This window comes from Enorma timonensis, from assembly GCF_000321165.1.
In the GTDB taxonomy this organism is placed as follows: Bacteria; Actinomycetota; Coriobacteriia; order Coriobacteriales; family Coriobacteriaceae; genus Enorma.
Genome location: NZ_CAPF01000061.1, coordinates 1 through 21,868 on the forward strand (window position 1 = coordinate 1; position 21,868 = coordinate 21,868).

General features: G+C 66.8%; 18 protein-coding genes. 8 read left to right on the plus strand and 10 right to left on the minus strand.

Annotation, left to right across the window (positions count from 1 at the left end):
• Positions 1-57 precede the first annotated feature (57 nt).
• A complete protein-coding gene (locus tag BN423_RS06880; protein WP_019239523.1) occupies positions 58-276 on the minus strand; it encodes a hypothetical protein in 219 nt (72 codons plus the stop codon).
• Between the two features lie 214 nt (positions 277-490).
• On the opposite strand from BN423_RS06880, the gene BN423_RS06885 reads away from it, so the two are divergent.
• The 6 genes from BN423_RS06885 to BN423_RS06910 all read left to right on the plus strand — a co-directional run bounded on the left by BN423_RS06885 (position 491) and on the right by BN423_RS06910 (position 5,600).
• Positions 491-2,845 (plus strand): heavy metal translocating P-type ATPase, encoded by a 2,355-nt coding sequence (locus BN423_RS06885; protein ID WP_019239524.1) that lies wholly within the window; start codon positions 491-493, stop codon positions 2,843-2,845.
• Positions 2,846-2,894: 49 nt separating this feature from the next.
• Positions 2,895-3,110: a heavy-metal-associated domain-containing protein gene (locus BN423_RS06890; RefSeq protein ID WP_019239525.1), complete on the plus strand. Its 216-nt coding sequence runs from the start codon at positions 2,895-2,897 to the stop codon at positions 3,108-3,110.
• A gap of 2 nt (positions 3,111-3,112) precedes the next feature.
• Positions 3,113-3,385 (plus strand): metal-sensing transcriptional repressor, encoded by a 273-nt coding sequence (locus BN423_RS06895; protein WP_019239526.1) that lies wholly within the window; start codon positions 3,113-3,115, stop codon positions 3,383-3,385.
• A gap of 156 nt (positions 3,386-3,541) precedes the next feature.
• Positions 3,542-4,015 (plus strand): hypothetical protein, encoded by a 474-nt coding sequence (locus tag BN423_RS06900; RefSeq protein ID WP_232385526.1) that lies wholly within the window; start codon positions 3,542-3,544, stop codon positions 4,013-4,015.
• Between the two features lie 97 nt (positions 4,016-4,112).
• The gene (locus BN423_RS06905) at positions 4,113-4,727 is read left to right on the plus strand and encodes a hypothetical protein (RefSeq protein WP_019239528.1); all 615 of its coding nucleotides are present in this window, start codon (positions 4,113-4,115) and stop codon (positions 4,725-4,727) included.
• A 243-nt stretch (positions 4,728-4,970) separates the two neighbouring features.
• Entirely contained in the window at positions 4,971-5,600 is a 630-nt protein-coding gene (locus BN423_RS06910; protein WP_019239529.1) for a helix-turn-helix domain-containing protein, read from the plus strand.
• Between the two features lie 164 nt (positions 5,601-5,764).
• Here BN423_RS06910 and rhuM read toward each other — a convergent pair whose 3' ends face one another.
• The 5 genes from rhuM to BN423_RS06935 form a co-directional block, all read right to left on the minus strand.
• Complete coding sequence (gene rhuM, locus BN423_RS06915) at positions 5,765-6,733, minus strand: RhuM family protein (RefSeq protein ID WP_232385527.1); 969 nt, start codon at positions 6,731-6,733, stop codon at positions 5,765-5,767.
• A gap of 285 nt (positions 6,734-7,018) precedes the next feature.
• On the minus strand, positions 7,019-7,519 hold the full coding sequence (locus tag BN423_RS06920) for a YaiI/YqxD family protein (protein WP_019239531.1): 501 nt from the start codon (positions 7,517-7,519) through the stop codon (positions 7,019-7,021).
• A 77-nt stretch (positions 7,520-7,596) separates the two neighbouring features.
• Positions 7,597-8,334, minus strand: a complete 738-nt coding sequence (locus BN423_RS06925; RefSeq protein WP_019239532.1) for an AAA family ATPase — start codon at positions 8,332-8,334, stop codon at positions 7,597-7,599.
• 59 nt (positions 8,335-8,393) lie between these two features.
• A complete protein-coding gene (locus BN423_RS06930) occupies positions 8,394-10,169 on the minus strand; it encodes an ABC transporter ATP-binding protein (protein WP_019239533.1) in 1,776 nt (591 codons plus the stop codon).
• Positions 10,170-12,023: an ABC transporter ATP-binding protein gene (locus tag BN423_RS06935; RefSeq protein ID WP_232385528.1), complete on the minus strand. Its 1,854-nt coding sequence runs from the start codon at positions 12,021-12,023 to the stop codon at positions 10,170-10,172.
• Positions 12,024-12,150: 127 nt separating this feature from the next.
• Between BN423_RS06935 and BN423_RS06940 the strand changes: the two genes are divergently transcribed.
• On the plus strand, positions 12,151-13,173 hold the full coding sequence (locus BN423_RS06940; RefSeq protein WP_019239535.1) for a helix-turn-helix transcriptional regulator: 1,023 nt from the start codon (positions 12,151-12,153) through the stop codon (positions 13,171-13,173).
• 36 nt (positions 13,174-13,209) lie between these two features.
• On the opposite strand, the gene BN423_RS06945 is transcribed toward BN423_RS06940, so the two are convergent.
• The 4 genes from BN423_RS06945 to BN423_RS06960 form a co-directional block, all read right to left on the minus strand.
• The gene (locus tag BN423_RS06945; protein ID WP_019239536.1) at positions 13,210-13,902 is read right to left on the minus strand and encodes an aspartate/glutamate racemase family protein; all 693 of its coding nucleotides are present in this window, start codon (positions 13,900-13,902) and stop codon (positions 13,210-13,212) included.
• A 66-nt stretch (positions 13,903-13,968) separates the two neighbouring features.
• On the minus strand, positions 13,969-14,766 hold the full coding sequence (locus tag BN423_RS06950) for an isopeptide-forming domain-containing protein (protein WP_232385529.1): 798 nt from the start codon (positions 14,764-14,766) through the stop codon (positions 13,969-13,971).
• Positions 14,747-15,715 (minus strand): class C sortase, encoded by a 969-nt coding sequence (locus BN423_RS06955; protein WP_019239538.1) that lies wholly within the window; start codon positions 15,713-15,715, stop codon positions 14,747-14,749. Before BN423_RS06955 ends, BN423_RS06950 begins: the two co-directional genes overlap by 20 nt.
• 3 nt (positions 15,716-15,718) lie before the next feature.
• Positions 15,719-17,284, minus strand: coding sequence for a SpaH/EbpB family LPXTG-anchored major pilin (locus tag BN423_RS06960; RefSeq protein ID WP_019239539.1), 1,566 nt, complete (start codon positions 17,282-17,284; stop codon positions 15,719-15,721).
• Between the two features lie 475 nt (positions 17,285-17,759).
• On the opposite strand from BN423_RS06960, the gene BN423_RS06965 reads away from it, so the two are divergent.
• Positions 17,760-21,821, plus strand: coding sequence for a M60 family metallopeptidase (locus BN423_RS06965; protein WP_019239540.1), 4,062 nt, complete (start codon positions 17,760-17,762; stop codon positions 21,819-21,821).
• The last annotated feature ends 47 nt before the right edge of the window (positions 21,822-21,868 follow it).

Consider the following 21,868-nt stretch of genomic DNA (forward strand, 5'->3'; position numbering starts at 1 on the left):
GGCGGACGGCAGCCCGCGGCGGGGCGGGGCGCCGGGCGGGCCGCGGCCGGCGGCGCGCTACGCAATCCCAGCGAGCGCCTTCAGGAGCTTCTTCTTGGAATCCGCCGCGACGACCTTGCCCGCGGCCCGCACGTAGACCTTGCCCTTGAGCTCGGGATGCTTCTTGCGGCAGGCACCGAAGCACCCGCACGCGCGGTCTTCCTTTGCGATGACCCCCTTGAGGTCGCCCGGCTTGATGCCGGAGCATTTCTTGCAGACGCGCACCTTAGCGGACATGGGGGCTCCTCGCTGGGACGGGGCGGCGGCACGGCGCGCCCTTCACGGCTCTCACTGGTGCAGTCACTATGCCATACAAGTTAGCTATGGGCAACCTTTTTTCGCGCTTCTCATGCCACAGGAGTATACCCCCACCCCCTGGGGGTATAGAATGAACCGAAGCAACGACACCTCACCGAACACCCACCCCGCGTGGGTTGGAAAGGAAACGGATATGGCACATGAGACGTTCGACGTGGGCGGCATGACCTGCGCGGCGTGCCAGGCCCATGTGGAGAAGGCGGTGTGCAACCTCCCCGGCGTCGAGGACGTCGCGGTGAACCTGCTCTCGGGCTCCATGACCGTCGACTTCGACGAGCAGGCGCTCTCCGATGCGGACATCTGCGCCGCGGTCGACCGCGCGGGCTACTCCGCCGCGCCCGTCGTGCAGGCGGGAGGCGGCGCCGGAGCCGCGCAGACCGCAACCGCCCGCCCCGCGCGCCTGGAATCCCCCACGAAAAAGCTCGAAGCCACGGCCCGCTCCATGCGCACGCGCCTCATCACGTCCTTCGTGTTCTGGATCCCGCTCTTCTACATCGGCATGGGGCACATGCTCGGCTGGCCGCTCCCCGGCATCTTCACCGACCCGGACTACTCCATGACGCTCGCCCTCACGGAGCTCGTGCTCACCCTACCCATCGCCTACGTGAACCGCGCGTACTTCGAGAGCGGGTTCAAGTCGATGGCACATGGGGCGCCCACCATGGACGCGCTCATCGCGATCGGCTCCGCGGCGAGCGTGGGCTGGTCGGTATACGCGATGTTCGTCATGGCGGCCGACCTCGCCGTCGGCGATGCCATGGCGGCGCACCACATGGCCATGAACAACCTCTTCCTCGAGAGCGCCGGCACCATCCTCACGCTCGTCACGGTGGGCAAGTACCTCGAGACGCGCAGCAAGTCCAAGACCGGCGGCGCCATCGAGAAGCTCATCGACCTCGCGCCCAAGACCGCCCATCGCCTTACGGCCGACGGCACCGAGGAGACCGTGCCCGTCGAGGCCATCCAGCTCGGCGACACCGTCGTCGTGCGCCCGGGCGAGTCCATCCCCGTGGACGGCGTCGTGCTCGAGGGCTCCTCCGCGGTGGACGAGAGCGCGCTCACGGGCGAGTCCATCCCCGTGGAGAAGGAGCCGGGCGACACGGTGAACGCCGCGACCGTGAACCGCACGGGCTCGTTCACCTTCCGCGCCACGCGCGTGGGGGCGGACACGGCGCTCGCCAAGATCATCCAGCTCGTGGAGGACGCGAACGCCACGAAGGCGCCCATCGCGCGCCTGGCCGACAAGGTCGCCGGCGTGTTCGTGCCCGTGGTGCTCGGCATCGCTGCGGTCACGTTCGTCGTCTGGCTCATCGCGGGCGGCACCGTGAGCGAGGCGCTCACCGCGGGCGTCGCCGTCGTGGTCATCAGCTGCCCGTGCGCGCTCGGCCTCGCCACGCCCGTCGCCATCATGGTGGGCACCGGCAAGGGCGCGGAGCTCGGCGTGCTCTTCAAGAGCGCGGAGGCCCTCGAGACCCTGCACAAGGTCGACACCGTGGTGCTCGACAAGACCGGCACCGTCACGAAGGGCGCGCCCGCCGTGACCGACGTGATCCCCGCGACGCGCGCGGACGGCACGCCCGCCATGAGCGAGAAGGCGCTCATGAAGCTCGCCGCCGCGCTCGAGAAGCGCAGCGAGCACCCGCTCGCCGAGGCCATCATGGCACGCGCCGACGAGCTGGGCATCGTCGCGCGCACGGTCGAGGACTTCCAGGCGGTGCCCGGGCGCGGCGTGACGGCGCGCGAGGGCGCAAGCGTGATCGCCGCCGGCAACGCGCAGCTCATGGCCGAGCTCGGCATCGAGGTGCCCGCGACGGAGGTCGAGCGCTTTGCGCGGGAGGGCAAGACGCCGCTCTTCTTCGCCCGCAACGGCGCGCTCGCCGGCACCATCGCCGTCGCCGACGAGGTGAAGCCCACGAGCGCCGCCGCCATCCGCGCCCTCGGTGCGCTCGGCGTGAAGACCGTGATGCTCACGGGCGACAACCGCCTCACCGCCGAGGCCATCGCGCGCGAGGTGGGGCTGGACGCCCGAAGCGTCATCGCCGACGTCATGCCCGCCGACAAGGAGCGCCACGTGCGCGAGCTGCAGGACGGCGGCGCGTGCGTGGCCATGGTGGGCGACGGCATCAACGACTCCCCCGCCCTCGCCCGAGCGGACGTGGGCCTCGCCATCGGCACCGGCGCGGACATCGCCAAGGAGGGCGCGGACGTCGTGCTCATGCGCAGCGACCTCACGGACGTGGCGCGCGCCATCGAGCTCTCGCGCGCGGTCATCCGCAACATCAAGCAGGACCTGTTCTGGGCGCTCTTCTACAACGCCTGCGGCATCCCGCTCGCGGCCGGCGTGTTCTACCCGCTGCTGGGCTGGCAGCTCTCGCCCATGTTCGGCGCCGCCGCCATGAGCCTGTCGAGCATCTGCGTCGTCGCGAACGCCCTGCGCCTGCGCGGCTTCAAACCCAAGGTAACCGACCGCGTCCTCGCGGAAGGATAGGTGCCCGGCACGGCGCCGGGAAGCGCACCATCAAGAGAAAGGCAAGACCATGGACTACATCATCAAGACCGAAGGGCTCCACTGCGGGCACTGCGAGGCGAGCGTCGAGAGCGAGCTCATGAAGGTCGCGGGCGTGGCGGACGCCGACGCGAACCACGACACGAACACCGTCGAGGTCACCTGCACGGGCGAGGTCGCGCCGAGCGAGCTCATGGCCGCCGTCGAGGCCGCCGGCTTCAAGGCGCTCTCCGTCGAGGCGGCCTAAGCATGCAGGCCGACCGCACCCAGGTGCTCCGCCTGCTCAAGACCGCGCGCGGCCAGATCGACGGCATCATGCGCATGGTGGAGGAAGACCGCTACTGCATCGACATCTCCACGCAGCTCATGGCCACCGAATCGCTGCTTGCCCGCGTGAACGCCGACGTGCTCAAGGCGCACGTGGAGCACTGCGTGCGCACGGCCGCGGAGAGCGGGACCGATGCGGAGAAGGACGCCAAGCTCGAGGAGATCGCGCAGATCATCGATAAGCTCGCACGGTAGCCCGCGCCGCAGCGGCAGCGGATGGAGCAGACGAGCCGCCTTGGATAGCGGCGGCGCATCTGGGTACAACAGGTGCAGACGAAACGAGCCCGCGCATCCCGCACGCGATGCGCGGGCGCTTTGCGCGCCATCACGCTGCTGAAAGGACTCATCGCCATGCAGGACTTCATAAAGGGACGCTACGGCGTCGACGACCTCACTACCGCGCTTGGAGCGATCGGCGTCGTGTTCACGCTCATCGGTACGATCTTCTCCCTCCGCACGCTCTCCGTCATCGCCCTGCTCATCATCGTGCTCGGCCTCGTGCGCGCCTTCTCCAAGAACTTCGAGCAGCGCCGGGCCGAAAACGAGGCCTTTCACCGGCTCGTCGCACGCATCCCCGTGATCGGAGACCGCTTCAAGGGCTCATCGGGCACCGGGAGCCGTCCGCGGGGCGGAGTCGCGCGCGCTAACGCGACCGGCGATTTGAAGCGCCAGGCGCGCACCGCGAAGAAGATGTGGAAGGAGCGCAAGACGAAGGCCTTCCTCAAATGCCCGAACTGCGGCACCATGCTCTCCGTCCCCAAGGGCAAGGGCAAGATCATCGTCACCTGCCCCAAGTGCCACGCCCGCATGGAAACGAAGTCCTAGGCTCGCGCAGCGCGGGCTGACAGGGGCGGGGCTCCGCGGCGTCTACCGCACCCGCCGCGCCCGCCTATTGTAGGGTAGCTGGGAAGGGGCGGTCTTCATGCAGAAGCTGGTTCACGCCACGGGAACCTGGGCGGCCGTGTGCGCCATCGTCGCCGGGATGCTCGCCCTGTTCGGCACCGTCGGCATCTTCGGCGTCGAGCTGCCCCTGGCCACGATACCGCACGCCGCTGGCGAGATCGCGAGCACGCTGCTTCAGATGGCGGACTCGCTCGACGCCTTCCCCGGCGCATCCGGGCGCGTCGCGCAGATCATCGCGTTCCTACAAAGCGTCGCGCACGGTTCCCTGGCGGGCATCTTCTTCGCGCTGAGCGCTGCCCATGTCGCGGTGTGCGCGGGCGCCGTCATCCTGGCCGGCTACGACCTTGCGCGCGGGCACCGCGCATGGCGCTGCGTGCTCGCGGGCGCGCTCGCCGCCGGCGACGCGCTCGTCGTCACCCTCCTCTGCTCCACCGTGAGCTGGCAGCTCTTCCTCATCGTGCGCTCGGTCGCCCAGGGCAACCCATGGGCGGTGGGACGCGGCGTCGCCGGGCTCGACACCACGCTTTCCCCCGGCCTCGGCCTCATCGTCGCTGCCATCCTGGGACTTGCCGCGATCGTGCTCGCGCTCGTCGCGCGGGGAACGGAGCGAAAGCGGCAAAGCAAGACGGCGTAGCGCGCCCCGAAGCAGGTTCCCTCACTGCCGTCGACGCAGCCACCAAGCGACGGCCGCCGTCGCATATGCTGCTCGTCTAGGGCGCATCACCCCAGCTCAAGAGCCATGTAAAGAACTCCCGACAACCTATTGGGCACCCTTGAGGACGCCTGTCTGCCCCATTTGATGGTACGATGCGGCGCGTCATGGCATGGTCGAAGCCGTAAGGGCCACGCCGGAACAGCTCGGGGGGACGGACGCAGCATGGAGGTCGGGAAGCGCATACGCGATGAGCGCAAGGGCGCGGGGATGTCGCAGGACGACCTCGCAGCGCGCGTATACGTGAGCCGCCAGACCATCAGCTCATGGGAGAACGACAAGACCTACCCCGACGTTCAGAGCCTCATCCTCCTTTCCGAGATCTTCGGCGTGACCGTGGACTCCCTCATCAAAGGAGACGTGGAAACCATGACCGAGACGATCGACACCGAGGTCCGCATCATGAAGCGCTTGAGCTATGTCATGCTCGGCTTCCTTGCGCTCATGCTCCTTGCCGTGGTCTGGATATGCGTACAGACCTTCGCCTGGGACTGGCCGATCGAGCAGACCGTGCCGACATTCGTGCTCGCCCTCGTGCTCTGGGGCATCGCGATGTTCGCCGCCTGCTGGATCGACCGCATCAAGAAGCGGCACGACCTCATCACCTACCACGAGATCCTCTCGTTCTGGAACGGCGAGGACATCGTCCGCGACACCAAGAAGCGCCGGCGCGAGCGCCTCATCCCCCGCTGGCTGAAGATCGTGCGCACCGTCGGGAAGGTGTTGATCACCGCGGCGATCGGAGCCTTCCTGGGATACGGCGGCGCCATGCTCGCCGATATGCTGCTCGGGTAGCCACCATCGCGCGCCGGGTGACGGGAGGCGGTCTCATACCACGGCAGCATCTCAATAGCAGCATCTAAACGTCGAGCGTTCACGGCGCGCGAACATCAGCGGCGGCCGCCCCGGTGTTCGCGCACCGCGCCCACGTGCACTTCGCGTGCCGTGCGACCCCAAGGTCATGCAAGAAAGTTCATCACGAGCGCGACCATCGTCTCCTTCTCCTCGGGACGCGACTCCGCGATCATGAGCGCCATCGCCACGAGCGTGTTATCGGACACGCGCTTTTCGATGCCCCGGAACAGGCCATTATTCCGGTCGAGGAAATACAGAAACAGGCTGCACGCGATGCGCTTGTTGCCATCCACGAACGAATGGTTCTTGATGATGAAGTACAGCAGGTTCGCTGCCTTCTCCTCAAGCGAGGGATACAGCTCCTCGCCTCCGTACGACTGGTAGATGGCGGCGATGCTGCTTCGGAAGGAGTCATCTTTCTCGCGCCCGAAGATATCGCTTCCGAAACGAGGCCGCATCTGGGCGATCAACTCCATGCACTCATCGTAATCGAGCACATAGGTTGAACGGACGCCCTGCGGACGCGGCACGGCCTCGCGATCGTAGGCATCGAGCAGCGCATAGGCATCGGTGTAGCTCTCGACGATGTCGAGAATCTCCTGAGATCCGAGCTCTCCGGGCAGGCGCTCGATAATCCGCGCGATCGTCCCCAGCTGCCGCAGGCGCGCATCGTTTTCCGCATGGCCCTGCAGGATGTAGCGCTTGAGCACATCCGTAGCCCATCTGCGGAACTCCACACCGCGCTGCGACTTGACGCGGTAACCCACGGAAATGATGACATCGAGGCTGTAGAAGGCGACCGGCCTCGTTGAGGAAGCAATTTGCAAAAAATGCAAATTACCCTCTTTGACCAGCTCTTTTTCTTCGAATATATTGTTGATATGGCGCGATATGACCGCGATGCTGCGCTCAAACAGCTCGGACATCTGCGCCTGCGTGAGCCAGACCGTCTCGTCCTCGACGCTCACCGAGAGCGACACGTCCCCGTCGCTCGATTCGAACAGCACGATGCTCTGCTCCTCGTGATGACCTTCGTCCCACGCGCCATCTACAACAGTTGATTCCTTGGCCACGACATACCACCCGCTTCCTCGTCGGTTCAAAAACTAACCACCAACTTGTAGCCCCGGCATTGACGGGCGCCGGGAAGCGGATGCGCGACTCCACCCGAGTCGAGCCAGTGCAGCCAGCCTCTTTGCCGTAGGCGGTATCTGGCATACCCGCCGACACGTATCATTGGGGACCTCCGTGCCGGCTCTTGCTCGTCCTCGTACCTTGTACGTAGTATAACAGATATAGAACACATGTTCTATATCAATATTATTTTTTCTCCTGGGGTGCCGGCGGACCCAGGCGCATCAGCGCAGCAGCTCCTCAAGGTTGCGGGTGAACCGCGCCCGGTCTTCGCCCGTGAAGGCAGCCGGGCCGCGCGTGCGCCCGCCGGCTCGGCGCACCTTCTTCTCCTCGTGGCGGATGAAGAGGTCCATGTCGATCGTCGCCTTCGTGTACACCCTGCCACGCACGCCGATGGCCGCCGCCCCGCGCCCGAGCGCCATGCTCGCCAGGCCGATGTCCTGCGTGACCACCACGTCTCCTGGCTGCAGGCGCTCGACGATGGCGAAGTCGGCGCTGTCCGCCCCGATGGAGACGTCGAGCACATCCACCCAGAAGCCGTCATGCGTTGCGTCGCGCCCGCGCGCGTGCCCGGCGTCGCGTGGGTCGGTGAAGCGGATGTGCCGCGCGAGGTTCTGCGTGGTGTTGCCGACGATGACGACGGGCGTGCGAGCGCAGCGAGCGCAGGCGAGCGCCTCGCGCGTGACCGGGCTGGCGTCGGCATCTATATACAGCGTGCGCCCCATGGCACCTCCCCATGTAAAATTACCCCAGGGGTTATTTTACAAAAGGGGTTGAAAGGAACACGTCCCCAATCAACCCATCACGCCAGCAGCCGGCGCAGCAGGTCGTCCCGGTCATCGATGAAGAGCTTCGTCACCTGGTAGCTCTCCGTCTCCTCGTAGGTGATGGTTTGCAGCCGATCGCCGTCGAAGGAGACGATCTGCGCGCCCGGCAAGCCCAAAAGGATCGGCGAATGCGACGCCACGATGAGCTGGCTGCCGTGCTCGGCGAGCTGGTGCATCTCGTAGAGCAGCGTCAGCTGGCGCGATGGCGAGAGGGCCGCCTCGGGCTCATCGAGGAAGTACAGGCCGTTCTCCTTCGAGCAGTCCTGGATGAAGCCGAGAAACGCCTCGCCGTGGCTCATCTCGTGCAGCTGCGCGCGCCGCCCCGTGGCGGGATTGTGATAGGCCTGGCCGTAGTCCCCCGCCTTGCTCGCCACGTTGTAGAAGCTCTCGGCGCGCAGGAAGAACGTGCTCCACGGGCGCAGCGGCCCGCGCATCATCTCGATGCCCTCATGCAGCGCCGAATGGGAGTCGTGCGTGCGGAACGCGTAGTTGGCGGTGCCGCCCTCGGGGTTGAGGCCGTAGGCCACCGCCATGGCCTCGAGCAGCGTCGATTTGCCCGAGCCGTTCTCGCCCACAAAAAAGGTCACGTTGCCGGTAAGGGCGAGCGGCTCCTCCCCCAGCGCCGCGAGGGCGGGCATGCGCCTCAGATAACCATCCGCATGAACAAGATCCCAGCGGATGCCGACCGACCTGATGAACGGCGCAGCGGCCATGGCGCCCTCCTTGCCGATGTAAAAATACCCCTGGGGTTATTTTACATGCGAAACCATCCTCAGATCGTCCATCCCTCGCTCTCGGTCTGCAGGCGCACCATACGGGCGAACAGACCGTTCGCGGCGAGAAGCTCGGCCGGCATGCCCTGCTCGGCCACGCGGCCACCCTCCAGCACCACGATCTTGTCGGCCGCGCGCACGGTGCGCATGCGATGGGCGATCACGATGACGGTCTTGCCTGCCAACAGCCGCGAGAGCGCGCTTTGCACCCGCGTCTCGTTCTCAACGTCCAAACTCGCCGTCGCTTCGTCCAAAAGCACGATGGGCGCATCCTTGAGCAGCGCACGAGCGATGGAGATGCGCTGCCGCTCGCCGCCGGAGATGCACGCGCCGTTCTCCCCGATCATCGTGGCGTAGCCGTCCGGCATGCGCGAGACGAACTCATCGCAGTTGGCTGCGCGCGCCGCCGCAAGCACCTCCTCGTCGGTAGCCCCGCGCCTTCCCAGGCGAATGTTCTCCATCACGGTATCGTCGAAGAGCGTCACGTCCTGGAACACCACGGAGAAATCACCGAGCAGCACCTCGGGATCAACGGTGGAGACATCCACGCCGCCCACGGTCACGCGGCCGGAGCTCGCATCCCACAGCCTGCAGCCGAGCCGCGCGCACGTGGACTTGCCGGAGCCCGACGGCCCCACGAGCGCCGTGACCTCGCCTTCGCGGGCGATGAACGACACATCGGAGAGGACCTGCTCACCGCCCTCCTCGTATGCGAAGCCCACATGCTCGAACGCGACATCATGGCCGTTGGGGGCATACGCGGCGCCGCCCGCCGCCATCGGCTCCTCGAAGAAGCTCTTCATGCGTGCAGACGCCGTGCGCGCCGAGAAGAGCTCGGCGATGAGCATGAGCGCCTGGTCGAACGGGGCGTAGATGCGGCTCACCACGAGCAGGAAGCAGAACAGCGTAAGGAAGTCGCAGGTGCCTTCGAGCACGAGCGCGGCACCCACCAGCAGCGTCGTGGCAAACCCCAGACGCAGCACCACCTGGGCACCATTGACCGCGACGCCGCAGGCGAGCTCGGAGCGGATCGCGCTGCGCTCGGCAGCATCCACGCTCCGGTACACCCGCTCGAGATAGCGCTCCTCCTGATTGGTCGCGCGCACCTCGCGCACGCACTCAAGCGCCTCCTGCACGAGCTCCGAGGTCTTGAGCCCAGCCATGCGGGTCTTTCGCATGAGCGGCTGAAGCCGGGAGCGAACGCCGAAGAGCAGGAGCAGCGCCACCGGACCCGACCACATCGAGGCCACCGCGAGCCGCCAGTCGAAGGCGAGCAGGCACGCGAACGCGATGGCCATCGTGGCATAGGCGCCGTAGAGTTCGGGCAGCACGTGGCTGTAGGCATGCTCGGTGGTCTTGACGTCGGTCATGAGGGTCTCGGTGAGGTCGGCAAGGTCGCGGCGGCCGAAGAACGAAAGCGGGAGCCTGCGCAGCCGCTCGGCGAGGGCGATCCGCTGCCGGCCGCTCTCCTTGTAGATGACGCCGTACTGGTAGTAGTACTGGAACCGCTCGCACACGAAGAGCATGACGAGATACACGGCAAGCACCGCCATCCAGCCGAGGACGGGCACGTCAAGCGGGTCGAAACCGAGTCTCCCCCACGGTCCCAGCGTCACCGCCCCGCCCGTGAGCCGCGCCACGAGCGCGCTCATGATCGCGAAGACGAACCCCACGCCCGCGAACACCACGAGATTGGTCACGGTAGTCCACGCAGCCCCCAGGCGGACGTTCCTTACGCCCTCGTCCGTGAGGGCATACTTCTCCTTCATGGTCATCTAGGCCACCTCCCCGGCAGCATCGCTTGAGATCTTCCAGCTCACGGCCTGTTCGTAATCTGCCCACATGCGCGCATACAGCCCATCCGAGGCAAGCAGCTCGTCGTGGGTACCGCTCTCCACCACGTGCCCGCGATCGAGCACCACGATCTTGTCGGCATTGCGCACCGTCGAGAGCCGATGCGCAACCATGAGCACGGTGCGCGGACGACCGTTACAGTCGCGGGCGAGGCGTTTGAAGGCGGCCTGGATCTTGACCTCGTTCTCCGGGTCGGCGAAGGCCGTGGCCTCGTCGAGCACCACGATGGGCGCATCTTTGAGGATGGCGCGCGCGATCATGAGCCGCTGGGCCTCGCCGCCGGAAAGGTGAGCGCCCTCGGCGCCGTAGACGGTGTCGACGCCATCCGGCAGCTTGGCGAGAATGTCGTCGCATTGGGCGGCGGAGAGCGCTGCCAGCACCTCCTCGCGCGTTGCCTGCGGACGCGCGGCCCGCACGTTCTCCAAGATGGATTGCGAGAAGAGCCGGTTGGTTTGGAAGACGAAGGCAACGTGATCCATAAGGACGGCGGGGTCGATATCGCGCACATCCACGCCGCCCACGAGCACCCGCCCGGACCCGACATCCCAGAACCTGGGCACGAGAGAGGCGGCTGTGGTCTTGCCGCCCCCCGACGGGCCCACCAAAGCGACCGTGGAACCCGCCGGCACCGTGAAGCTCACGTGACCGAGCGCCGCCTCCTCGGCGCCCTCGTACGCAAAGCTCACGTCATCGAAGCAGATGGAGGTATCGCGTGGTTCCTTCGGAGCTGCGGGCGCCGCGATCACGGGGGCGGCGAGCACCCCCTCGACGCGGCTGACGGCATCCGCCGCCGACTGGAACGCTTCGGACATGAACATCACGCGCGTCATGGCCGTGGGGATCACCGCGGAGAAGATGGCGTAGAAGGCGAAGTTCGTGGAGAGGCGCGCAACGTCCGTCTCACCCGGTGCAACGAGCACGACCACCGGCACGAGGAATACCGCCGCCGCGCCGATAACGGTCAGCGAGAGCGCCTGCGGCGTCTGGCACCATTTCACCGCATAATCCTGTGCAAGCACGGTGAACTCCTCGATGGCGTCATGGAAGGCGCGAAAGGAGTTGACCGTCTGCTGGAAGACCTTGACCACGGGGATGCCGCGCACGTACTCGGTGCCGGTCTTGTTCATCTTCACGAGCGACTCCATATAGCGCGTCATGAAATCCATGCCACGACCGCCCATCATGTAAACCATGCAGCAAAGGCTCACGGCAACCGGCACGAGGCACGCCGCGCCCAGGCGCCAATCAAACGCGAAGAACAGCGCGAGCATACCGAGGATCATCGCGACCGACCCGGCCGTGTCCGGCAGCTTGTGAGCGAGCAATCCCTCGGTCTCGGCCGCGCAGCCGTCCACCACGCGACGCAGCGCACCGGACGCATGGGTATCGAAGTAGCCGAGACTCGTATGCATGAGGTGCTCGATAGCTCGCTTGCGCATGTTGGACGCGCAGCGGAACGCCGCGAGGTGGGTGCACATGAGCCCCGCGAAGTAGAGGGCGATGGATCCCGTTGCGAAGCCGAGCGCCCACCAACCGTAGACCGCGATACTGCCGGCGGCCGTCCAGTCGGGAGCGACGGCGATGAGGTCGCGCGCCGCGAACCAGATGCAAACATATGGACCGAAGCCCGCGAGCATCGAGAGCGCCGAGAGCGCGCACCCCAGAAAGGTGAGCGCGCGCCTGGGCCCGGCGAAGGCGAGCAGACGCCCCACCGCGCCCGCCTGCCGCGGCCGTTCTTCGGTGGAAATCCCAGCCGATTGTTGCGAATCCGACATGATGTCCTCCCAGCACACCAGGTTCTTGATTGACGTTTCGCCGCACGGTATCATGTAGGATCAGAAATGTTCACTTTGTCTAACTTATGTGAGACAAAACGGCAAGCGGAAGGGACGATGCTTCAACATGGCGAGCGGGGCGACCATATCCGACGAGCTGCTCGCGCTCTGCATCCCCCAAGCCGAGCAGCTCGGTATCCGGCTTGAGCGACACGGGCGATTCTGGGCGGGCGACGCGGCGGGCTCCACCGCCGATGGGACGATGTGGTTTTCGTCCCCCTCCCCAGGCTGTCTTGTGCTCTATCACGACGTGGTTCCCCGCGCCGACATGCAGCTTCAGGAAACGTCGCTCGGGCCATACGCCTGCGCATGCATGCTGAAAGACGCGGCGCTTGCTTGTTCGCGAAGCTGCGGACTGGCGCTGAGGCCTGTCGGCCAAGGGCGCGGGGCCGGGCGCACCGAGCTCGCGACCTTTGTCGAGCGCAGGCCTCGAACCCTCACCAGCGCCCTGCATGCAGGCCAACGGTATCGTTCGAGCTCCATCATCCTGCTGCCCGAGTTCTTCGACAGGCTCGAGCAAAGCTATCCCGGGGAATTTCGGGGCGTGCTCGGCCTATTCGATACGCGCTTCGACACACCTGGAGAGCTGGAAATCGGGCGCGCGCTCGGCCGCATCTCAAGCCGTCCTCCAACGGAGTCGGGCGGGGCGCTCGCCTTGCGCGCAGCCGTCGACGGCCTCATAGCGTCGCTTGCGGCGAGCAAGGATGCCTCGACGCACGGCGAGGAGAGCACCGCGCAACTGGTGCGCCGGGCAAAGGGCCTCGTCGAGCAAGCACTCGACGAGGGAACGGCGCCGCCCACGGTAGATGGACTCGCAAAGGCGCTCTACGTAAGCCGCTCCCGGCTCTGCGCCGCATTCCAGCGAGAGACCGGGCAGGGCCCCGGGCAGCACATGCGCCGGACGCGCATCGAGCGCGCCTGCGAGCTGCTGGGCCAGCGCGACCTCACGGTGGCCGACGTCGCCCACCGACTGGGCTACCCTGGCCTCTCGGCGTTCGATCACGCCTTCACCAGGGCAACGGGTCTCTCTCCGCACGCCTGGCGCAACCAACGGGCGCGCGCCTCGTCACAGCCGAGAACGCCCTCGTAAAATTACCCCAGGGGTTATTTTACGCGAGCGACGTTGCTAGCCCTCAAGTGCTGCAAGCGCGGCGCCGCGGGCATGGATGAGCGTGGTATCGAAGAGCGGCACGTCCGGGTCGTCAGGATGGACGAGCAGGCCGATCTCCGTGCAGCCGAGGATGACGCCCTGCGCCCCGCGCGCCGCGAGGTCGTCGATGATGCGCTGGAACGCCGCCCGCGACTCGTCACGGATATCGCCCCGGCACAGCTCGTCAAAGATCACGCGGTTCACGAGCGCCCGATCCTCCTCGCCCGGCGTGAGCACCGTGAACCCGCGCCGCTCAAGCACGCCCGTATAAAAGTCCTGCTCCATGGTGTAGCGGGTGCCGAGCAGCCCCACCGTGGCCACCCCGGCGCGATCGAGCTCGTCGGCCGTCATGCTCGCGATGTGCAGCAGCGGGATGCTCACCGCTGCCGCGACCTCGTCCGCCACCTTGTGCATGGTATTGGTGCAGATGAGCAGCAGGTCGGCACCAGCACGCTCGAGTGCGCGCGCGGCATCGGAGAGGATCTCGGCGCTGCGTTCCCAGTTTCCCGACGACTGGCAGCGTTCGATCTCGTCGAAATCAACGCTGTAGAGTACGATGCGGGCGGAATGGAGCCCGCCCAGCTCCTCGGCGACGGTCTGGTTGATGACCTCGTAATACGTGACGGTGCTTTCCCAGCTCATGCCGCCGATAAGTCCGATGACCTTCATCGCGATACGCCTCCTTGCGAGCGGGGCAACCCGGCGAACGTCGCCGATGTAAAAATACCCCTGGGGTTATTTTACATGTGTGCGGAGAAGGCGGGCGGCGGCGAGGCAGAGCAGCGCGATCACGGCGATGCCCAACGCGAACACGGCCAGCGTGCCGCCGGTCGCCGGGATACCGAGCGCGGATAGGAAGCGATCGAGCGGGCGCTCCGGTTCCTGCGGCTTGGCAGCGGGCGGCTCGGGCTCCTCGCCGGACGCGCCTCCCGAGGTCTCGAACTTGGGAGCCACCGTGACGTCGTACACCCAGGCGCCATCCTCCAAAAGGGGTACGCTCACGAGCACGGCGTCGCACGTCAGCGCCTTATTAGCGCTCGCGACATCGGTGCGCACCGCGACGTAGAGGCCGGGCGCCACGTCGCGGAACACCGCGCGCCCGTCGCCGTCCGTCACGCACGCGCCATCGGTCAGCAGGCCATGGTCTTGGGCATATGCGCCGAGCTCGCGGGTTGCCGCGCGCCAACCAGATGCGTCGAGCGACACCCAGTCGCGGTCGAGCGGCACGAACCCATCGGTGGTCGCATAGGCGAAGGAGCCGTCGTCCAACGGCGTGGCCGTCGCGACGAGCGCCAGCCGCCACGTGTCCCCGGATACCGGCTGGGCGGCCTCCCCCTGTCCGCACACGGCATCGATGGTGATCGACCCGTACGAAAGGGCGGCGGCATCGGCAGGGCGCAGGATCATACCGGCCAGCGCGAGGACGATGGCCGCCGCGACGCGCGCGAAGGCTCCGAGCGCTCGGGCGCACCGCCCCCGTTCCCGCCGCCCCCGCATGGCAGCGGCCTGCATGCTATGAGAAATGCCTGCCACGCGCGCCATCCTTTCCATAGGTGCGCCTCGAACCCGTATTCCCGGACGCGCCGTCGCCGCGCCGCGTCGCACCGGCCGCCGCGTCCGCCGCGGCCCGCCTGCTCACCCGAAGGCGCAACACGGCGAGCGCCACCGCGATGACGACGAGCGCGATGATGAGCAAGAGATACGGCAAGGGGATGTTGATGAAGCCGCCGGGCTTGCCCACCTCGTCCTCCATCTCGGCCGTATACGGGATGGCGTGGGCATGCACGAGCAGCCGATGCGAGTTGATGCCGTAGGGCGTGCAGGTGACGAGCGTCACGCGATCCTCCCCCGGCGTGATGGCGAGCGATTCCGTCTCGTCGGGCAGCACGGTCTCGATGCCGTCCACCTGGTAGGCATGCACCTCCTCGAGCACGCGGATGTAGAAGACGTCGCCCTCCCGCATCTGGTCGAGGTCGGTGAAGAGCTTCGCCGAGGGCAGCCCGCGATGCCCGGAGAGCACCGCATGGGTCGAAGCGCCGCCGACGGGCAGCGACGTCCCCTCGACGTGGCCGACCGCCTGCTGCAGCACCCGCTCGCCGACACCGTGGTAGATGGGCAGCGTCACATCGATGCGCGGGATGGAGATGTAGCCCATGAGGCCGTTGCCGTCGAGGTTGAGCGCGTCGTCGTAGCTGGCGAGCACCTGCTCCCGCTCCTCCGGGGAGGCGGGCGGCGTTCCGTCCACCTCCTCGGAGGCGACGCCCTGCTTTTGGGCGAGCGCCGCGTTATAGGTGCGCGCAGCGTCGAGGATCGCCTGGCGTTCCTCGTCGGACATCACCTCGACCGCCTCGCCGTAACGCTGGACCACGTGCGACGCGTTCCGCTCGATGAGGAAGTTCGAGACGGTCGGGTACAGTAGAAGCGCGATGCCCGCGAGCACGACCAGCAGTGGGGCGAACCTGCTCAACCACCCCTTCGCCATGTGCTAGCTGTTCCTCCGCGCGCGACGCGTCATCATCCACGCCGTGCCGCCCACGATAGCGACCACGCCGGCCACGGTGAAGACGACCGTTCCCATGCCGCCGGTTCCGGGCAGCAGGATGCCGGCGTTGTTTACGATCTCGACGGCGTTCTGGCCGTTGTTGTTGACCGACCAGCTCTGAAGCGTGCCGTCGGTGTTGTACTCAGCGGCGATGGTCACGGTCGTATCGGCTGCCTTGTTGTAGCCCTCGGGCGCCTTGGTCTCGGTGAGCGTGTAGGAGCCCTCGCCGAGGTCGACGAAGTGGATGGTGCCGTCGGCGGGCGTAGTGACCTCGGTCACCGCGCTCGCGGTCTCATCACCCACGGCCGGACGGTAGGTGTTGCTGCTGCCCGTGGCAACGAGGCTGATGACGTTGCCCTTCGCGTCCTTCAACTGGAACGTCGCCCCGGCGAGCGGGTTCGTGCCGTCGGTCTTTTCCAGATCGAAGTTGAACGTGTACTGATGCGTGAAGACCTCAGCGGACGCATAGAGGTCATTCACACCCGGGCCGTTGGAGTAAATCACCTTCGCGGAGTTGGTGTTGTCCTTGCCCGTGCCTGCGAGAGACGCGCTCGTGTTAAGCGTCGCGGTGTACGTCACCGTGATGGTCTGGCCTGCCTTGCCCGTGAAGAGGTCCGTGGCGTCGTATTTCCCCGCGCCCAGCGCGGTGTCTACAGTGCCGAAGTTGATGACGAAGGTGTTGCCCAGGTCCTGCCCATACTGGATGATGCACGAGGAGGTCACGTCGGTGCCGCCGATCTCGACCTTCACGCTGTCCTTATCGAGAGTAAGGCCCTCGCTGAGCGTATCCTGGATCGCGAATTGATACCCGTTCGTATACCCGCTCACATCGGGAACCATGGAGGTCAGGGTGAACGGCAGGGAGTCGCCGACGCTCGCGCTCGCATGCTTGTCGGATCCATTAACTACTTTTTGGATGGTCGGGTAAACGGTCTTGAGGTCAATCGCGACCGGGGTGGCGCTGTTCACGTTCACGAGCAGCGCATCGGTCCCGCGGGACGGGTCGGTCTGGCCCGTCGAACCCTCTGGGCTGGGGACGACCAGGTAGTAGCCGTATGCGAGGCTTGAAGCCGTAGCGGTCTTCGACGTCCCGTCCGCGTTGGCCGTGGCGCTAGGTGTAGAGGTCGCCTGCACCGAATGTGCCGCGGCCCACGCTGCCGCCTGCTTCGCGAAGGTTGCCATCCCCTCCGCGTCGTCGTTGCCAAGACCCCTGATGTAGGTATATGCCGCGTTGGAGAGATCCGCATCATCGGCAGTGAGCCCGATGCCGCCGCTGCCAGCGTCGGTGGTGAAGAAGTCCTTCCAAGCGTCGTTCAGCACGTAGCTGTTGACATCGTTTTGCGAGAACATCTGATAGACGCTGATGCTCGCGAAGGGACCGTTACCCGTGACCGCGATGGAGCCGTCCGAGGCGGCCGCGAACGCCGGCACCGCATACAGCAGCGTTCCCATCGCCAACGCAAAGGTGACCAGGGCCACCGTCAATTTCTTTCCTATCTTGTGCAGCATGTCTGCTCCTCTTCGTCTGCGCGTGTGGGGTTTGCGTTCTCCCTTCTCGCCCGCTCTTGCCATTCCAATATCGAGGCGCGCTCGGCGGCGCGCGTCATCGGTTCACGCAAACGCTTGCCCATGCCGGGCGTTACGATGCCCGGCCCGGCAAACGCATGCATACTATGTACTATCCCCGTATCGCACCCCGCGTATATAGATATATGTGGGGTTTCCGCCCAAAGGCCACGTAGGGCTCTGAACGGTGCCCGCACCAGATGCCGCGCGGGGCGCTCGCTTCAAAAAAGGGGTTGAAAGGAACACGTCCCCAACCAACCCATTCTTGGAAAAGCCGTGGAGCCGGGCGCGAGTCATATGTTGACGAAATGCCAACAGGGTATAACGGATGCGCACCTAGACATGCTTATGCCTCCGCGCTCAAAATCCGCAGCGCGGCCACGCCCCTGACCGGGGCGCGAGATGCGAAAGGAACAACATGCCCCACAACAGAATCGCCCCGGCGCTCCTGAGCGCCGTCCTCGCCGTGAGCGTGATGCCCACCGGTGCGCTCGCTGCCAGCGAGCATTCCGCTCAGGCGACGGATTCCGCCGTGTCGCTCACCACCGGAGAGGGCTCAAGCGAACTCGAAGCCCTCGAGAACGTCGAGGCCGCCCCGGAAAACAAGGGGAACGCCGACGAAGCGGCCAACGAGAACACCGAAGCCCTGGAAAGCCCCGAGGCAATCGCCGAGGCTCCCGCTACCGGGGAAAGCCCCGAGGAACCCGGCGCGCTCGCCGACACCGACACCACCACCAACAACGACACCGCAGACGCAGCCGAGTCCGCGACCGATCCCTCGGAGGACGCCGGCATCGCCATCGTGCGCGACGGTGCGCGCACCACGTACGGCAGTCTCGCCGACGCCGTGGCCGACGCCCAGAGCGGCGACGTCATCGAGCTCTCCCGCGACCAGGTGCTCGACGAGCGGCTCGTCATCGCGGGCGACCGCGACATCACCCTGCGCGCCACGGCGCAGGTCACGCTGACCCGCAGCTCCTCCTTCCCCACGGCCGACAACAAGATCGCCGGGATGATCATCGTCAACGATGGCGCCAAGCTCACGCTCGAGCGCGCGGACGACGCGAGCTCCCTCACGCTGGACGGCGAGGAGAAGGATTCCAACGAGGCCATCATCACGCTGCGCAACGCGTCCAAGCTCACCATGAACGAGGGCGCCTCGATCGTGCGCGCCCATTGCTCATGGAAGCCATGGGGCGCCGTGTACGTGCACTCCGGCACCTTCGTGCTCGACGGCGGCGAGATCCGCGACAGCTTCGCCATGCGCAACACCGCGGTTGCGGTCGAGGCTGCGGGCTCGTTCGAGATGCGCGGCGGCACCATCGCGAACAACCGTGCGAGCTACACCCAGACCATGGTCTGGACCAAGGGCTCGATCACCATGACGGGCGGCACCATCGCGAGCAACCGCTCGAACGTGTCGAGCGACGGCGTGGTGCAGGTGCTCTCGGGCGGCTCGCTCGCGTTCGAGGGCGGCACCATCGGCGACAACAACCCCAACAACACCTTCGGTGTGCGCGTGGACGGCGGCGGTTCGCTCGCGCTGGGCGCGGACGCCCACCTTGCGGGCGCCGACCGCATCGACCTCGCCCAGGGCGCAGCCCTGCGCTTCACGGGCACGCCGGCTGCCCACAGCATCGACGAACCCATCGAAATCGTGCTCTCGGGCGAGTGGGCGGATGGCACGCTTCTCGCCGCGACGGACGCTCCCGAGACGGCGCGCGACGTCCTGGGCATCCTCTCCGTGAAGCACGGCGGGACGCGCGAGCAGCTCGCGACGGTGGGCATCGACCCCTCCAACGAGTGCAACATCGCCCTCGCCTCGGCCGATGTCGTGGCCGCGTTCGACGCGCTGGACAACCCCTTCGTCGACGACCTCGGCCTCGAGCTGCGCGACGAGCTCACCGCAGAGGGCGCCTTCGACCGCCTGCGCGACACGGTGGACGCGCACTTCGGCGATGCCGACACGCCCGAACGTCGCGTGCGCGTGCAGCAGATCGAGCGCCTCGAGCAGTACGCCGGCTACCTGAGCGCGCACCACGAGGAGCTTGCGGCCTCGGTGCTCACCCTCTCCGAGCTGGGGAACCCCGGCGCCGAGGCGCAGCGCACCCAGCAGGGCTACCAGTTCGACAACCTCGACGCCACGGGGCTCTACCTCAAGCCGGGCAAGGTGCACGAGATCGTCGTCTACGTCGCGGCTAACGACCCCTCCCTGCTCTCCGTGGCGTGGCGCCAGGCGGGCGTCACCGACACCAACCACTACACCTCGCTCAACCTCGAGCAGAGGTCCAAGCTTACGCGCGGGGAGAACCGCATCACCATCGACCTCACCGGCAAGACGCACGGCTCGATGCTCTTTCTGCGCAACGACTCGACGAGCAATCCCGCGCGCGTGCGCATCGAGGCGTATGACGCTCCCTACGTGACCGCTGACGCCGAGGGCGGCGCGGACGCGGATGGCTCCACCGCCCGCGACGGCTCCGCGGCCGCCAACCCCGCGCTCGGCACGAGCCTGGGCGAGCACCCCCTCTACGTGCACGATCCCGAGCAGCCCGAGCGCTTCTGGACCTTCGTCCAGGACGTCAAGGCGCACGCCGCGCGCGTCGAGGCGGGCGAGCAGGTCGCCGATATGGCGCTCGTGCAGATGGGCGACGACGGGCACGCGCAGTTCTCCATCAGCGCAACCGCGCTCGCGAAGGCATATGCCGGCATCACGAGCAAGGACGCCGCCGTGGCCTATATCGAGCGCTCGAACGAGGCCATCCAGGACCGCCTCGAGTTCTTCTGGGCGTTCGACGGCTTCGACGCGGCCGAGAGCGGCCCCAACGCCATCTCGCCCGCGCGCGTGCACACCGCGTTCACGCGCACCGTCTCCAACCCCTCGACCATGTACGCCTTCGTGCGCTACTTCCACATGCCGGAGGGCTACGCCGCGTCGTTTTTGTCGGGCGAGAACATGTACACCTGGGGCATGTCGCACGAGTACGGGCACATGCTCGACAACAATGTCATCGCCGTTGCCGAGGAGACGAACAACCTGTACTCCCTGGCGGGATCGCGCCAGGGCGGTATCGAGGCGTCGGCCGCGGCGGGCATCGCGTTCGACCCGGCGGCGTACTATCACGGGAACGCCGTGAAGGCCAACGAGCGCCGCGACGAGGAGCTGGCGAAGATGGCCGCCGACCCCACCTTCGTGCCGGATTGGATGAACAGCGGGGATTGGGGCACCTATATCTGGACCCACGTGACCACCTGGTGGAACGGCCTGCACTTCTTCGATGATTGGGACTACAGCGGCTATGACTACACCGCGAGCCCCTATACGCAAGAGATCGCGACAGACGTGGAACGCTATGGCGCATACGGCGCGACGTTGCGCATCCTGCGCGGCGACGCCGAGGCGGTGAAGACCATACAGGAGCTGGCGTCGGGCGCCTCCTCATCGACGAGCGTGAAGTACAACCGCATCGCCGTCGCGTTCACCATGGGCACGGGCTACAACTTCGCCGAGTACCTCTACGAGCTGGGTGAGCGCGACCTCACGCCCGAGGTGCTGGAGTGGTGCGCCCAGTACCCCTCGGTGCCGCGCGCGGTGCGCTACTTCTCGCTCGACACCGACGCGGCGATCATCAACGGGGCGAAGACGTATGCCCAGCTCAAGGGCAGCGCCGACGCGGTGTCGCCCACCGTATCCGTGGAGCTCGGCGATGCGGGGACGGTGCAGGTCGAGGCGACCATGGCGACGCCCGAGCTCGAGCAGGCTACGACCGCCTACGAGCTGTACCGCGACGGCACGCTCATCGGCTTCTCGCGCGATGGCTCGTTCGAGGTCGCCGTTGACGCGGGGGCGAACGCCGCGAGCGCTGACGGCACGGCAGACGGCGCCTTCGACAAGGCTGCCTATTCCGTGGTCGCCTACGACGTGCGCGTGAACCCCAGCCGTGCCGCCAACGTGGACGGTCCCATCCTCGACGCCGAGCTGCCCGATACGGACGAGCCCGGTGAGGACGGCGGGCTCCCCGGCGGGGACGGCGACGTCGATGGCGACACCGGTAACGGCGACGATGCCGGCAACGGCGGCGACGGCACGGGCGACGGCGATGCTGATGGCGACACCGGCAATGGCGACAACGACGCCGGCGGGGATGACACCACAGGCGGCGGCTCGACCGACGGTGACAATGGCACCGACAGCGGCGCCGGCGATACGACCGGCGGCGGCTCGAACCAGCCCGGTGGGGACTCCCCGACGGATGGGGACACCTCCGGTAACGGCAACCCGAACGGCTCCGCCAGCGACGCGGATGCGGGTGGGGACGCCACCGGGCAGACGCAGGACGCCGACGCGCTGGCAGCCGACGCCTCCGGCCAGCTTACGCAGACAGGCGACGCATCGGCTCTGCCCATCGGCATAGCCGCGGCGGGTTCCGCCCTCGCCTTCATCGGCGCCGCCATCGCCCGGCGTTTCCGGAAATCGTAGGCATGCCATACCGTAGCTGACCCCGACGACCGGGGCGGCGCGCGCAA